The sequence below is a fragment of the Burkholderia sp. Bp9031 genome, from assembly GCF_003857965.1.
GTDB lineage: Bacteria > Pseudomonadota > Gammaproteobacteria > Burkholderiales > Burkholderiaceae > Burkholderia > Burkholderia ambifaria_A.
Genome location: NZ_QTPW01000043.1, coordinates 35,587 through 48,736, shown reverse-complemented (window position 1 = coordinate 48,736; position 13,150 = coordinate 35,587). Strand labels below are relative to the sequence as shown.

Below are 13,150 nucleotides of genomic sequence, written 5' to 3'. Positions count from 1 at the left end.
TCCATCGCGACGCCGATCGCCTTGCCGCCCGCCTTGTTGATCTCGTCGGCAACCGCATTCGCGCCATCCTGGTTCAGGTCGGCGATCGCGACGGCCGCACCCGCCTTCGCGAGCTCCAGTGCGATTTCCTTGCCGATGCCGCTTGCGGCGCCCGTGACGACTGCGGTCTTGCCATTCAGGTTGCTCATTTCGAATTTCCCGTGGTGAAAGGATTGACAGGAGAAAGGACTGCGGACGTGTTACTGAGCCAGGTAATCGTAGACGACTTCGCCGAGGCCGAGTGTCAAATCCGCGACGATATGGCGGGCTTCGACGATCTCCAGCACCGGCAGGTCGGCTACCGGCGCTAGTGCGTGCGGTGCCAGTTCGAGCGAGGCAGGGCCCGTCCACGCGCCCTTCATCTTGATGTCCTGCATGTAGTAGCGCACCAGTTCGCATACGCGCGCGGTGCCGTCGACGTGCGGGATGATCTTCAGCAGGAAGTTCGGGCCGGCGAGGCGCTTCGTCTGCTCGTCGATGTCGAGTTCCTTGTGCTTGTAGCCCATCGTGCCGGTCGCGACGCGCACCTTGCCGTAGTCGAGCGTGCCCAGGATGTGATCGGTGTTCACGTGCAGCGTGGGCGACGCGAGCTTCTTCGGGAAGCCCCACAGCTCGCGGCCGCCGGCGATCGGCGGGTGATCGTCGAGATACATCGCGAGTGTGTAGCCGCCGGCCTGGCCGTTGTATTCGACGGGGATCACCTGGCCGCTCTCGGTGTAGTCGCCGAAGCCGGTCGAATCGGCCATGCGAATGAATTCGTAATGCACGAGCGGCTCGGTGATCTGCAGCGGCTCGGGGACTATCTCGCGCAGACGGTCCGGATCGGTGCGATACGTGATGATCAGGAACTCACGATCGACGAAACGGTACGGGCCCATCGGGAACGCAGGGCTGGTCAACGGCATCGCAAACGCTTTCGATCGGACATCGCTCGGTTTCATGCGGACTCCTTGTTGTTGATCGCTTCGTGGATGAGTGCTCGTAAGCTCGTAATCCTATGCCTGTGCGTTGCCGTTGTGCGATGCCGCATATGGAATTAATTGTTGCCGATTTCGAATCGTTTGCCGCGTAAATATTGAGGCGACCGGCACAAACGACGTCGACGGCGCCCGGCGGCCCGATGCTCGCACGTGCCGATGACGCCACGATGTGAAAAAGGTGAGCCTTTACAGGACGGGTGGTGAGCTTTTACGGGAGGCAGTCGCGCTGGAATGTGACAATTGTGTGAACTTGTGTTGCAGTGCAGGTTCTAAGTGCGTTCGCGCGCGACGCACGGGGGCGGTTCGGATCACCGTCGCCCCCCGTATTAAGCAACGCTTAAGCGAGTGAGCACTAACATCGTTCGCATCCGACCGGCCTGCCCGGTCCAATCATTAGGCCCCCGGATTCATGCAGAACCTCAATCTCACCCTGTTTTCCGCCATCAATGCCGGCGCTGCACCGCACCCCGGCGTTGCCCACCTCGCGGTCCTCGCCGCCGACTGGCTCGTCTATGCGCTGCCCGTGATGCTGCTGCTGACCTGGATCTTCGGCGAGCGCTCGACGCGGCGACAGGCGATCGAAGCCGGCGTCGGCACGTGCGTGGCGCTCGCGCTCGCGCAGGTGCTCGGGCATTTCTGGTTCTCGCCACGGCCGTTCATGGCCGGCGTCGGCACGCAACTGATCCCGCATGCGCCGGACAGCTCGTTTCCGAGCGATCACATGACGTTCGCGTGGAGTCTCGCGGTCGGCATGATGCTCGCCGGCACCACGCGGCTGACCGGATTCGTGATGGCCGCGATGGCTGTCGCGATTGCCTGGGGTCGTGTGTATGCGGGTGTGCACTGGCCGTTCGACATGGCCGGCGGCGTGCTGGTCGGCACTGCCGGCGCGCTGGCAGTGCACCTGTACGGGCAACGCGTGGTCGAGCTGCTCGAACGGATCGGCGACGTGGTGCACGCGGTGATGATGGGACATGAGCGCACGCCCTGAGCGGGAGAGCGACTCGGGTAAAACTTCGGCCGGACGCCGTCAACCAGGCGTCTTGGCCGTTTCGGCCGATCCCGACGTGCCGCCGCCTGCTTCATGCAGTTCAGGCGTTTCGCCTGGGTGCTGGGCGGTGTCGCGTTCGAGAGAACTTTCCTTCAGGATCGCGCACATCGCGACGAACAACGCGAGCGCGACGGCCGCCAGGCCGCAATAGCCGGCGATCTTCAGGTTGCGAAGGAAAGGCGAAGCGTGGCTTTCTTTTGTCATGACCGGGCGCTCCTGGGCGGGCTGCGGTGGCTGTCGTCCGACAGCGGCGTCGCAGACATACATATATACCAGCCACGCCGCCGATGCCAAGCCCGCCGATGCGCGGGCGCCCATTCGCGTCAGTCTTCCAGCGTTTCATGCACGGCCGCCGCGCCGCGCTTCCAGTATGCCGCCGCGCGGATGCGCGATTTGTCCACGCCGCGCTCGCCGGTCAGGTGCAGGCGCACCGCGCGCATCGACTGCGCTTCACCCGCCGCCCAGACGTAGCCGTCGCCGGAGGACGGCAGCGGCAGCTCGCGTATCGCATTGAGCAGCATGTCGCCGTCCGCCGTGTCGGCTTCGGCGCGAAAGCGCCAGATTTCATGCACGTCTGCGCGCGTATCGAATGCGATCTGCGCGGTGCGATCCGCGACTTCCAGCACGACCGCCGCACGCGCGCCGGCCGGCAATTGCCCGAGACGCCGCGCGACCGCCGGCAGCGCCGTATCGTCGCCGATCAGCAGGTGCCAGTCGAAATCGATTGGGACCACGAATGAACCGCGCGGGCCGCCGATGCCGAGCCACTGGCCGACGCGCGCCTGCGCCGCCCACTGCGATGCGGGACCCGGATGGTTCAGCACGAATTCCAGATCGAGTTCGCAGGCGGCGCGGTCGAAGCGACGCGGCGTGAAATCGCGTGCGATCGGCTTCGGTTCGCCTTCGGGAAACTCGGGGCCGTTCGTGCCGAGCGTCGGCATTGCGGGCCGCTCGGTGCCGGGCGGCGGGAAAAACACCTTCACGTGATCGTCGAACGAAGACGATTCGAAATCCGCGAGGTCGGGGCCGCCGAGCGTGACACGCAGCAGATGCGGCGTCACGGCGTGCACGCGCACGACCTGCAGCAGGCGGAACTTGAGGGTATGGCGCACGCGGGTGACGGCGCGTTCGGATGTGTTCTGCATCAATCCGTTCTCCTATGGTTTCGACGGAGCGGCGCGCGTTACGCGCCCGCGCCGCCTTCGATTTCGGCCGTCGCGCGGCGCATGATCGCCGCGATGCGCCGCTGTTCGTCGGCATCGGCGGCGCTCTTGTGGAGCAGCGCCCGCTTCAGCGCGAGGCGGGCTTCGACGAACTCCGGCAGCCAGCCGGGTTGCGCTTCGTCCGGTGCCTCGCTGCCCGCCGATTCGCCGGCGAACGCGCGGCGCATGAATTCCATCTTGCGTGCGAGGTGCGTGAGGCGCGCGAACAAGGTATCGACGCGTTCGCGCTGCGCATCGAGATGCGCGCGGCCGGCGTCGGTCAGCGCATAGCGCTTGCGGTTGCCTTCCGCCTGCGACGCGACGAAGCCGACTTCCTCGAGATACGTGAGCGCCGGGTACACCATGCCGGGGCTCGGGCTGTAGAAACCGCTCGAGCGGGTGTCGAGCGCCTTGATCAGTTCGTAGCCGTGGCTCGGCTGCTCGGCGACCAGCGCAAGCAGCAGCAGCTGGAGATCGTCGGAGCTGAACTGGCGGCCGCGCGGCATGCCGTCGTCGCCGAAATCGCCAAAGCCGCCGCGTCCGCCACGGCCACCGAACGGACCACCGCCGCCAAACGAGTCGTGGCCGCGACGATGGCGGCCGATCGCGTGCCAGAGGCCGGCGAACCAGTCAGGGCCGGCATGCGCACCATGACCGTCGCATCGGGCATGGCCGCGGGAGGGGATGTGTCGCATGATCGTGTCCTGTATGTCGTAAAACATATCTAAAGATATATATCGAAAGATAGGGTGTCAAGGACGATATTTAGGGGAGGATCGTGACGAGCGTAGCCACTCGCCGGCGCAGCTATTGTGAGGAGCGAGGGGCAGCATCTTTGCGAACGCGTCGCAGATCAGGTACAGATGGTTTGCATTCGCCATGGTATTCATCGACGAGATGCAAGACACATCATGGGACCAGGAATCCTTCCTGAACCGCATTTTCGATGGCAAGTCGGTGATGCAGCGGTTCGGAGATATCGACCAGAAAATTCTCCTGGATGGAGGAGAACGCAGACCAACTCACGTTCCCTCGTCAGGGACACGGATGCATCAGCACGAGCAAAAGATTCGGTGACGCAATTGCGCACGCCGTGGGCAGCGTCGGCATGAGTGAGTGGCGAAGCGGTTATCGGGGAAGGTGCGGATGCTTGAAAGCGGGACCGTCGGCATCGGTGACGATCCCCAAAATACGTTCGATATGCAGCGCCGCATCGGCGGCGATACAGGAACGAGTTCGATTGGGGGCCAATCCGCGCTGGCGTTGATGATGGACTACGGCGACGGCAAGACCAGCGCGTTGATCGACCTGCGCGCTCCGTTGCACGCCACGATCGTCATGCTGACGCCGCCGAATGTCGCGTCCCGGCATACGTATCCGCAGACATTCAGTTGGAGCTTCTAGGGAGCGCCAGCAACCACGTTTGAGTCCGGCCGATCGTCCCCCATGTTCCGATGCGCGCCACGATACGCCCCCGGACTACACCCGAACCGCACCTTGAACGCGCGCCCGAAATGCGTGATGTCCGAAAACCCGCACGCGATCGCCAGTTCCAGCAACGTGCGATTGGTGTCGGCCGGATCTTCCAGCGCGCGGCGGCTTGCCTGAAGCCGATATTCCTGAATCAGGCTCTGCGGTGTCCGCTCGGTTGCCGCCAGCGCGCTGTACAGCGTGCGCCGCGACACGTTCAGCGCGCTTGCCAGCTTGTCCGGCGACAAGTCGGGATCGCTGTAGTGGTGCGACAGGTAGATTTCCGCGTTCATGCGCAGGGTAGCGCTGCGCGCATCCGCGCCGGTCAGCGAATCGCTCGCCTCGCGTCGAATCACCGAATCGAGCAGCATCAGCGTCGACTGCTCGAAGCCGAACAGGCTTTCCGGGTCATTCGGCACCTGCCCATCCATCAGGTAATGGATCGATTGAAGGGCCAATTGTGCATTGCCGACGGTCCTGCGCACCTGCACGCCCGCGCGCTCCACGAACCAGCGCCACATCGTGCCGCTTCTCGGCGGCGTCAGTGCGGCGACGAAGCGCGACGCGTTCGTTGATTCGATCATGTACGGCTGCGTCGCATCGTAGATCACCCACTCGCCGGGATTGACGGTCGACGTCGCGTTACGCTGCGTGACGCGGCTTTGTCCGGCGATCTGGAACAGGATCTTGTAGCAATCGCTGTCGGCGCGCGACGCGAGCGAGCGGTCGCGATCGACGCGGATCGCGGTGGTGTCGACCTCCGCCATGCGCAGGCCGCCAACCGTGGCAACGCGCACCGACATCCGGAACTGCGGGCCGGTATCGTGAAAGACCAGCGGCAGGAAGCTGTCCGCGATCAGGTCGCGCAGATTCGCGCTGCTGTTGCTGGCGTCGACGACGAGTTCGTGTGCCATTGCCGGATGAGGGGGAGAGCCGGGGAACGCGTCAAGGTTAATGCAAATGGCCGGGACGCGCGTTCAGACGCAGCCATTGTCGGGAGCCCGGCCCCGCAACGTCAATCGTGGTTTCTCCACGTTCCCCAAGGTCGCCGCCGCGCGGCACCGATCTGCACGCTGAAGCCAAAAGTATGCACGCAACGCCGATCGGCGCTTGCGGCGCGTCCCTAGAATCGAAAGGCGATCGGCAAGCTGTCCTGTCGAATCGGGTGTGCGCTTGCACGCAGCCCGTCGGCGCGTCGAATCGCACGGGCTGGCTCGCGCCATGAAAAACAACCACCGATTTTCAAGGAGACCCCGCCGAAGGCTGGGCGACGAACGCATGCGGCGGCAGCACGCGCCGGCGAACGTCGTGCGGACGACAGCGGGCGCATACCAGGATGTCCGATAGAACTTTCGACTACATCGTCATTGGCGCCGGCTCGGCGGGCTGCACGATCGCGACCCATCTCGTCGAGCGCCGCAAGGGCACTGTGCTGCTGCTGGAGGCGGGCGGCCACGACAAGGATCTGTTCATCCACATGCCGGGCGGGCTCGCGAAAGCCATTCCGCGCCACACGTGGCCGTATGCGGCCGAGCCGTCGGACGACGTGAAGGGTCGCTCGATCGCGGTGCCGCAGGGGCGCGTGCTCGGCGGCTCGAGCTCCGTCAACGGGATGCTGTACGTGCGCGGGCACCGCAACGACTACGATCGCTGGGAGACCGAGTTCGGCTGCAAGGGCTGGGGCGCGGACGACATGCTGCGCTACTTCGCGAAGGCGGAGAACAACGAATCGCTGACTGCGCCCTATCACGGCAACAACGGGCATCTGCAGGTCACCGAGATCCGCTATCGCCATCCGCTGTCGCAGGCGTTCGTGCGGGCGGGCCAGCAGATGGGGCTCGACTACCTGGTCGACTACAACGGCGAGCGGCAGGAGGGCGTCGGGTTCTATCAGGCGACGATCTTCAACGGCGAGCGCGGCTCGACGGCGGCGACCTACCTGCGCTCGATCCGCAACCGTCCGGAACTCAGCCTCGAAGTCGATGCGCTGGTCGAGCGCGTGGAAATCGAAGGCGGCCGCGCGACCGGCGTCACGTATCGGCAGGGCAACCGTCGCGTGACCGCGCGCGCCCGGGCGGAAATCATCGTGTCGGCCGGCGCGATCGGCTCGCCGAAGATCCTGCAGTTGTCCGGCATCGGGCCGCAAAAGGTGCTCGAGGACGCCGGCGTGCAGGTCCGGCACGTGCTGCCGGTGGGCGAGAACTTTCACGATCACCTGCACATGTCGGTCAATGCGACGATCCGCACGCCGGTGTCGCTCTATGGCCAGGACAAGGGATGGCGTGCGCTGAAGCATGGCATCCAGTGGAAGTGGTTCCGCTCGGGCATCCTGACCTCGCCGGTGCTCGAAGGGTTCGCGTTCGTCGATACCTGCGGGCAGGGGCAGCCGGACGTCCAGTTCCATTTCCTGCCGACGATCGATTCGTTCGACGATCCGATCGGCGTGACGGCGGGTCGCACGCACGGCATCACGATCAAGACCGGCCATCTGCAACCGTATTCGCGCGGCCGCGTGACGATCCGCTCGTCGAACCCGCAGGCGCTGCCGCGCATCGACGGCGGCTACCTGGCCGATCGCCGCGACGTCGACGGCCAGATCCGGGCCGCGAAGCTCGCGCTGAAGATCCTGCGCCAGCCGGCGCTCGCGGATCACGTCGACGAGATCTTCTCGCCGGACTGTCCGCCCGACGACGACGCGCGGATCGAGGACTGGGTGCGTGGCGCGGCGAAGACGGTCTATCACCCGGTCGGCACCTGCCGGATGGGCACGGATGCGGCGTCGTCCGTCGTCGATCCGCAGCTGCGCGTGCACGGTATCGCGGGGCTGCGCGTGGCCGACAGCTCGACGATGCCGAGCATCCCGAGCGGCAACACGAACGCGCCGACCATCGCACTCGCCGAGAAGGCGTCGGACCTGATCGCCAGCGCGGCCTGATTGGGCCTTTCACGTTCAATTCAATTTCGGGAGGAGTACAGATGGCATTGGTTCGGATGCTGGATGAAGTCAACGCGTTTCTCGCGCGCGAACACGGTCATTACATCGACGGCCGCGCAGTGGCCGGCCGCGGCGAACGGATCGACGTGCGCGATCCGGCGACGTGTGCTGTGATCGGCTCCGTCGCGCAGGCGACCGACGACGACGTCGAGGCCGCGATCGCGTCTTCGCATCGCGCGTTCCGCGGCGCGTGGGCAAACCTCATGCCGGCCGATCGCGAGCGCATCCTGCTGCGCTTCGCAGACCTGATCGAAGCACACGGCGAAGAGATCGCACAGATCGAAACCGCGCAGTCGGGCAAGCTGATCGGGCTGTCGCGCGTGATCGAAGTCGGCTGGTCCGCCCGCTGGTTGCGCTATTACGCGGGCTGGGCCACGAAGATCGCGGGCGAAACGCTCGCCCCGTCGTTTCCGAGCATGAACGGCGAGCGCTACACGTCGTTCACGCTGCGCGAGCCGCTGGGCGTCGTGTTCGGGATCATTCCGTGGAATTTCCCGGTGATGATCCCGGTGTGGAAATTCGGTGCGGCGCTCGCGACCGGCAACACGGTGCTCATCAAGTCGTCGGAGTTCACGCCGCTCACGATGCTGCGCATCGCCGAGCTGGCGACGGAAGCGGGGTTGCCGCCCGGCACGCTCAACGTGATCAACGGCACAGGCCGGGTCGGCTCGAAGGTGATCGGCGATCCGCGTGTGGCGAAGGTGTCGTTCACGGGTTCGGTGCCGACTGGCCGCATCATCGGCGAGGAAGCCGTCAACGCGAACTTCACGCGCTTCACGCTCGAGCTGGGCGGCAAGAATGCGGCGGCGTTCCTGCCGGATACGCCGGTCGACAGGATCCTGGACGGCATCGTCGAGGCCGGGTTCCTGCATAGCGGGCAGGTGTGTGCGTCGGCCGAACGGTTCTTCGTGCATCGTTCGAAGTTCGATGAGGTGGTCGAGAAGCTGAAGGCGCGCCTGGACAGCTTCCAGCCGGCCGATCCGATGGACGACGCCGGGATGATCGGCCCCGTCTGCAACGAGCCGCAATTCCGCAAGTGCGTCGACGCGTTCGACCTTGCGCGCTCGGAAGGCGACACGATCGTCACCGGCGGCGGCGCGTATGCGCGTGACGGCTTCTACGTGAAGCCGACGATCGTGCTGCCGCGCTCGCTGGAATCGGCTTCGTATCGCAAGGAGATCTTCGGGCCGGTCGGCGCGTTCGTGCCGTTCGACGACGAGGAAGAACTGATCGCGATGATGAACGACACGCCGTTCGGGCTGACCGCGAGCCTGTGGACGAACGATCTCTCGAAGGCGCTGCGCTACGTGCCGCGCATCGAAGCCGGCACCGTGTGGGTGAACATGCATACGCTGGTCGACCCGGCCGTTCCGTTCGGCGGCGCAAAGGGGTCCGGTGTCGGCCGCGAATACGGATCGTCGTTCATCGACGCTTATACCGAGCCGAAATCGGTGACGATTCGGTTCTGAGGACGCAGCACCCCACGTACAGCCCGCTCGGCGTGGACCGGGCGGGCGTTACCGTCCGAGGTCCAGGTGCCTCGGAGTCGCGAGCCAGGCGCATTTCAGCCGCGCGACGGGCTCGTCGCAGGGCGTGGTCAATCGATGAAGGACCCGGGCGGGCGAACCACCGACTGCGCGATTTCACCGACCGGCCCGTTGCCGGCGACGTCAGACCGCGCTGGCCTCGTCGATCTTGCGGATATCTTCGTCATCGAGCTTCACTCGGATTGCTTCGCCGAGCAGTGCGAGCTGCGAGAGCGACGTCGCACTCGCGATCGGCGCGGTGATCGTCGGCCGCGCGATTTGCCACGCGAGCGCGATCGCGGCCGGTTGCGTGCCGTGCTTCGCCGACACGTCGTCGAGCGCCGCGAGAATGCGCAGGCCGCGTGCGTCGAGATAGCCGGCGACGCGATCGCCGCGCACGCTCTTCTTCAGGTCGGCCTCGCTACGGTATTTGCCCGACAGGAAGCCGCTCGCGAGCGCGTAGTAGTTGACGACGCCAAGCTTCAGGTCGCGCACGACCGGTTCGAGATCGCGCTCGTATTCGGCGCGATCGATCAGGTTGTATTCCGGCTGGATCACCTGGTACGCGGGCAGGCCGTCGCGCTTGCTGATGTCGGCGGCTTCGCGCAGGCGTGCGCCGCTGTAGTTCGACGCGCCGATGATGCGCACCTTGCCCGCGTCGATCAGCGTCTGGTAGGCGGCGAGCGTTTCTTCGAGCGGGGCCGTGTCGGCGAGATCGCGGTGCGAGAAATACAGATCGATGTAGTCGGTCTGCAGGCGGCGCAGCGAATCGTCGGCGGCCGTCAGGATGTTGTCCTTCGTCAGGCCGGCGCGCGCTTCGAGCAGACCGACTTTGGTCGCGATCACGACCTGGTCGCGCTTGCCGGAACGCTTGAGCCACTTGCCGATGATCGTTTCCGATTCGCCGCCGCTGTTGCCGGGCGCCCAGGCCGAATAGACGTCGGCCGTGTCGATGAAGTTGATGCCGGTGTCGGCGAGCGCGTCGAGCAGCGCAAACGATGCGGTCTCGTCGACGGTCCAGCCGAAGACGTTGCCGCCGAAGGCGAGCGGGGAAACCTGGATGTTCGACGTGCCGAGGGTACGTAGTGCCATGTTGCTCTCCGAAATCTGCGGGGTGAGGGGATCGAACGACGGGACCGGCCGAGTTGAGGGTGACGGGACGGGCAGATGGGTGAAGCGCCTTCGCCGTGGTCGCGGGACGCTCGAATATTCTCGCCGATCGATCGGAATCGTGCAGCGGACACGCGGCTGCCTGGACGGAGGACTTGCAGCGGATGGCGGATGCGTCATCCGCTATATCGATGATCCGTGCGGTTGCGTTCGATCGGGAACTGAATTTTGCTGTGGCAGGGCGCGGCAGGGAACGGGGGAGAGGCGAGTGGAAACCAGGCTTGCTGCGACGCTGCGTCGGAGCGGAACGAAAAACGGGCGGCCAGTCGCCGCCCACGATCGGTCGATGACCAAGCGCGTTACCGCAACTGCACGGCCGCCAGAAACAGCACCATGCTGCCGATCGCGCCGTCCAGCACGCGCCACGCGACGGCTTTGCGGAACCACGGCGCGAGCAGTCTCGCACCGTATCCGAGCCCGAGGAACCACACGACGCTGACCGACATCGCGCCGATCGCGAACGCGACGCGTGCGCCTTCCGGCTCGCGCGCGCCGGCCGTGCCGATCAGCAGGAACGTGTCGAGATACACGTGCGGGTTGAGCCACGTGAATGCGAGCGTCATCAGTACGATCGCGACTGCGCCCTGCGGCGGCGGCGCGACGGCGTCGCCGCGGACGTCGAGCGTTTCGTGTCCCGGCTTGAACGCACGGCGCAGCGCGTTCAAGCCGAACCATGCGAGATAGGCGAGGCCGACGTACAGCACCATGTGGACGAAGGTCGGATAGCGTCCGACGAGCACCGATGCGCCGCCTACACCCGCGCCGATCAGGATCATGTCGGACAGCGCGCACAGCAGCACGATCTTGCCGACATGCGAGCGCATGATGCCTTGCCGGAGCACGAAGGCGTTCTGCGCGCCGATGGTGACGATGAGCGACCCGCACAGGGCGGCGCCGTGGGAAAAAGCGATCCAGTTCATGATGGGAAGAGGGGAAGCAGTAGACGGGCGAATCGGTTGGCGCTAGTCTGCGGTCAGCGGCAACATAAGAGAAGCTAATTAAGCTAATGCAGATTAAGGAAATCTAATGCTCGACTACGCGTTGCTCGACGCCCTCGCGGCGGTGATCCGGCACGGTTCGTTCGAACGGGCAGCCAAGGAGCTGAACATCACGCCGTCGGCGGTATCGCAGCGCGTGAAGCTGCTGGAGGAGCGCGTCGGCAGCGTGCTCGTCAAGCGCGGGCAGCCGTGCGTCGCAACGACGTCGGGCGCGCTGCTGTGTCGGCATACCGAACGCGTGCAATTGCTCGAGGCCGAGCTGGGCGGCCGGATGCCGGCATTACCGGGCCAGATTGCGAGTGCGTGGCCGACGTTGCGCGTGGCCGTCAACGACGACAGCGTCGCGACCTGGTTCATCGACGCGGTCGGGCCGTTCTGTACCGAGCGCGAGACCTTGCTCGACCTCGTGATCGACGACCAGGACTACACGGCCGCGCGCATTCGCGACGGCAGCGTGCAGGGCGCGGTGACCGCGCAGGCCGAGCCGATCCAAGGGTGCCGGTCGACGCGGCTCGGGCGCATCCGCTATCGCGCGGTGTGCTCGCCGGCGTTTTACGAACGTTATTTCGGCGCGGGTATCACGCGCGATGCGCTGCGCCGCGCGCCGTGCGTGATGTTCAATCCGAAGGACGGTTTGCAGGCGCGCTTCATCCGGCGCGTGACGCGCGCGGATCTCGATCCGCCGCAACACTGGATTCCGCACGTCGCGGGCTACCTGCGCGCGTGCGAAACGGGATTGGGATGGGGAATGTGCCCGGACCGGATGGTCGATCGCCAGCTGGCGGCGGGCGAACTGGTCGACATGTCGCGCGGGCGGACCGTCGATATCGAGCTGTACTGGCAGAGCTGGCGCCTGTCGATCGGCTGGCTCGACGATTTCAGCGCGGCGCTCAAGACGCGTGCCGCGCTGTTTCTCGACTGATCGAAGCGGGAGAGGCGAGGGCGGCGCGTATCACACGCGCCGCGTGGGGTCAGACGTGGTGCAGGCCGTCGAAGTCGACGATCTGCACGAGGCGGCCGTGCATTTCGATCAGGCCGCGCTTCTGGAACTTCGACAGCGTGCGGCTGACCGTTTCGAGCGTCATGCCGAGATAGCTGCCGATGTCCTCGCGTGTCATCCGCAGGTTGAATTCCGACGGCGAGTAGCCGCGCTTCAGGTAGCGCGACGACACGTCGAGCAGGAACGCGGCGACGCGCTCTTCGGCGTTCAGCGAACCGAGCAGCATGGTTTGCGACGTTTCGCGCACGATCTGCTCACTCATCAGCTTGTGCATGCGCAGCTGCATCGAGCCGGCTTCCGAGCACAGCGACTTGAGCGCGCTGTACGGAATCACGCAGACCGAGCTGTCTTCCAGCGCGACGGCGGTGCGCGGGTGGGTATCGTCGCAGATGCCGTCGAGGCCGAGCGCTTCGCCCGCGAGGTGCAGGCCGGTGACCTGCTCGCGGCCGTCGTGGCGCGTGGCAACGGTTTTCAGCGAACCCGAGCGCACGGCGTACAGGTTGTCGAACGTGTCGCCTTCGCGGAACAGCGCCTCGCCACGCTTGACCGGGCGCGCCGCGCAGATGACCGACTCGAGGCGGCTGAGCGCTTCGGGTGCGAGGCCCTGCGGCATGCACAGGTGCCGCATTGCGCACGACGAGCAGTGCGGGGCCTGACGGGGCGCCCAGTTGCCTGCATGGGACGGGGCGGCGGGGCGCGTGGCGACGGGCGTCAACATG

At 65.7% G+C, this 13,150-nt stretch carries 15 protein-coding genes; 6 read left to right on the top strand and 9 right to left on the bottom strand.

Annotated elements, in window-relative coordinates; all coding sequences use genetic code 11:
* Together DIE15_RS33560 and DIE15_RS33555 are read right to left on the bottom strand one after the other, a co-directional pair.
* A partial coding sequence (locus DIE15_RS33560) for an SDR family NAD(P)-dependent oxidoreductase (protein ID WP_124835551.1) occupies positions 1 to 188 on the bottom strand: 188 nt, incomplete at its 3' end.
* Positions 189 to 239: 51 nt separating this feature from the next.
* Complete coding sequence (locus DIE15_RS33555; protein ID WP_057929476.1) at positions 240 to 980, bottom strand: acetoacetate decarboxylase; 741 nt, start codon at positions 978 to 980, stop codon at positions 240 to 242.
* A 448-nt stretch (positions 981 to 1,428) separates the two neighbouring features.
* Between DIE15_RS33555 and DIE15_RS33545 the strand changes: the two genes are divergently transcribed.
* Positions 1,429 to 2,010: an undecaprenyl-diphosphatase gene (locus DIE15_RS33545; protein WP_124835550.1), complete on the top strand. Its 582-nt coding sequence runs from the start codon at positions 1,429 to 1,431 to the stop codon at positions 2,008 to 2,010.
* Positions 2,011 to 2,049: 39 nt separating this feature from the next.
* On the opposite strand, the gene DIE15_RS33540 is transcribed toward DIE15_RS33545, so the two are convergent.
* From DIE15_RS33540 to DIE15_RS33530, 3 genes are all read right to left on the bottom strand, one after another.
* The gene (locus tag DIE15_RS33540; protein ID WP_057929519.1) at positions 2,050 to 2,274 is read right to left on the bottom strand and encodes a hypothetical protein; all 225 of its coding nucleotides are present in this window, start codon (positions 2,272 to 2,274) and stop codon (positions 2,050 to 2,052) included.
* A 119-nt stretch (positions 2,275 to 2,393) separates the two neighbouring features.
* Complete coding sequence (locus tag DIE15_RS33535; RefSeq protein ID WP_124835549.1) at positions 2,394 to 3,215, bottom strand: siderophore-interacting protein; 822 nt, start codon at positions 3,213 to 3,215, stop codon at positions 2,394 to 2,396.
* A 38-nt stretch (positions 3,216 to 3,253) separates the two neighbouring features.
* Entirely contained in the window at positions 3,254 to 3,967 is a 714-nt protein-coding gene (locus DIE15_RS33530; protein WP_057929520.1) for a PadR family transcriptional regulator, read from the bottom strand.
* 184 nt (positions 3,968 to 4,151) lie between these two features.
* Here DIE15_RS33530 and DIE15_RS33525 point away from each other — a divergent pair, with 184 nt between their 5' ends.
* Complete coding sequence (locus tag DIE15_RS33525) at positions 4,152 to 4,349, top strand: UvrD-helicase domain-containing protein (RefSeq protein ID WP_057929479.1); 198 nt, start codon at positions 4,152 to 4,154, stop codon at positions 4,347 to 4,349.
* Between the two features lie 69 nt (positions 4,350 to 4,418).
* Entirely contained in the window at positions 4,419 to 4,676 is a 258-nt protein-coding gene (locus DIE15_RS33520) for a DUF2875 family protein (protein ID WP_260428415.1), read from the top strand.
* Here DIE15_RS33520 and DIE15_RS33515 read toward each other — a convergent pair.
* Positions 4,673 to 5,656, bottom strand: a complete 984-nt coding sequence (locus DIE15_RS33515; RefSeq protein ID WP_124835548.1) for a helix-turn-helix domain-containing protein — start codon at positions 5,654 to 5,656, stop codon at positions 4,673 to 4,675. The two genes, DIE15_RS33520 and DIE15_RS33515, sit on opposite strands and share 4 nt — an antisense overlap.
* A 422-nt stretch (positions 5,657 to 6,078) precedes the next feature.
* Between DIE15_RS33515 and DIE15_RS33510 the strand changes: the two genes are divergently transcribed.
* Both DIE15_RS33510 and DIE15_RS33505 read left to right on the top strand, forming a co-directional pair.
* Positions 6,079 to 7,677, top strand: a complete 1,599-nt coding sequence (locus DIE15_RS33510; protein ID WP_057929482.1) for a GMC family oxidoreductase — start codon at positions 6,079 to 6,081, stop codon at positions 7,675 to 7,677.
* 41 nt (positions 7,678 to 7,718) lie between these two features.
* The gene (locus DIE15_RS33505; RefSeq protein ID WP_124835547.1) at positions 7,719 to 9,206 is read left to right on the top strand and encodes an NAD-dependent phenylacetaldehyde dehydrogenase; all 1,488 of its coding nucleotides are present in this window, start codon (positions 7,719 to 7,721) and stop codon (positions 9,204 to 9,206) included.
* A 201-nt stretch (positions 9,207 to 9,407) separates the two neighbouring features.
* On the opposite strand, the gene DIE15_RS33500 is transcribed toward DIE15_RS33505, so the two are convergent.
* Entirely contained in the window at positions 9,408 to 10,355 is a 948-nt protein-coding gene (locus DIE15_RS33500; protein ID WP_057929484.1) for an aldo/keto reductase, read from the bottom strand.
* A gap of 377 nt (positions 10,356 to 10,732) precedes the next feature.
* Positions 10,733 to 11,353 carry a LysE/ArgO family amino acid transporter gene (locus DIE15_RS33495; protein ID WP_124835546.1) on the bottom strand — a complete coding sequence of 207 codons (621 nt, stop codon included), beginning with the start codon at positions 11,351 to 11,353 and terminating at the stop codon, positions 10,733 to 10,735.
* Positions 11,354 to 11,459: 106 nt separating this feature from the next.
* On the opposite strand from DIE15_RS33495, the gene DIE15_RS33490 reads away from it, so the two are divergent.
* Positions 11,460 to 12,353 (top strand): LysR family transcriptional regulator ArgP, encoded by an 894-nt coding sequence (locus DIE15_RS33490; RefSeq protein WP_124835545.1) that lies wholly within the window; start codon positions 11,460 to 11,462, stop codon positions 12,351 to 12,353.
* Between the two features lie 49 nt (positions 12,354 to 12,402).
* On the opposite strand, the gene fnr is transcribed toward DIE15_RS33490, so the two are convergent.
* Positions 12,403 to 13,149: a fumarate/nitrate reduction transcriptional regulator Fnr gene (gene fnr / locus DIE15_RS33485; RefSeq protein WP_057929487.1), complete on the bottom strand. Its 747-nt coding sequence runs from the start codon at positions 13,147 to 13,149 to the stop codon at positions 12,403 to 12,405.
* Position 13,150: the final 1 nt, after the last annotated feature.

Excerpts from the sequence above, each read along its gene's own strand:
- DIE15_RS33525 (WP_057929479.1), top strand. The coding sequence starts at position 4,152 with ATGGTATTCATCGACGAGATGCAAGACACATCATGGGACCAGGAATCC.
- DIE15_RS33495 (WP_124835546.1), bottom strand. The coding sequence starts at position 11,353 with ATGAACTGGATCGCTTTTTCCCACGGCGCCGCCCTGTGCGGGTCGCTC.
- DIE15_RS33515 (WP_124835548.1), bottom strand. The coding sequence starts at position 5,656 with ATGGCACACGAACTCGTCGTCGACGCCAGCAACAGCAGCGCGAATCTG.
- DIE15_RS33545 (WP_124835550.1), top strand. The coding sequence starts at position 1,429 with ATGCAGAACCTCAATCTCACCCTGTTTTCCGCCATCAATGCCGGCGCT.
- DIE15_RS33510 (WP_057929482.1), top strand. The coding sequence starts at position 6,079 with ATGTCCGATAGAACTTTCGACTACATCGTCATTGGCGCCGGCTCGGCG.
- DIE15_RS33535 (WP_124835549.1), bottom strand. The coding sequence starts at position 3,215 with ATGCAGAACACATCCGAACGCGCCGTCACCCGCGTGCGCCATACCCTC.
- DIE15_RS33520 (WP_260428415.1), top strand. The coding sequence starts at position 4,419 with ATGCTTGAAAGCGGGACCGTCGGCATCGGTGACGATCCCCAAAATACG.
- fnr (WP_057929487.1), bottom strand. The coding sequence starts at position 13,149 with ATGTTGACGCCCGTCGCCACGCGCCCCGCCGCCCCGTCCCATGCAGGC.
- DIE15_RS33530 (WP_057929520.1), bottom strand. The coding sequence starts at position 3,967 with ATGCGACACATCCCCTCCCGCGGCCATGCCCGATGCGACGGTCATGGT.
- DIE15_RS33555 (WP_057929476.1), bottom strand. The coding sequence starts at position 980 with ATGAAACCGAGCGATGTCCGATCGAAAGCGTTTGCGATGCCGTTGACC.
- DIE15_RS33490 (WP_124835545.1), top strand. The coding sequence starts at position 11,460 with ATGCTCGACTACGCGTTGCTCGACGCCCTCGCGGCGGTGATCCGGCAC.
- DIE15_RS33500 (WP_057929484.1), bottom strand. The coding sequence starts at position 10,355 with ATGGCACTACGTACCCTCGGCACGTCGAACATCCAGGTTTCCCCGCTC.
- DIE15_RS33540 (WP_057929519.1), bottom strand. The coding sequence starts at position 2,274 with ATGACAAAAGAAAGCCACGCTTCGCCTTTCCTTCGCAACCTGAAGATC.
- DIE15_RS33505 (WP_124835547.1), top strand. The coding sequence starts at position 7,719 with ATGGCATTGGTTCGGATGCTGGATGAAGTCAACGCGTTTCTCGCGCGC.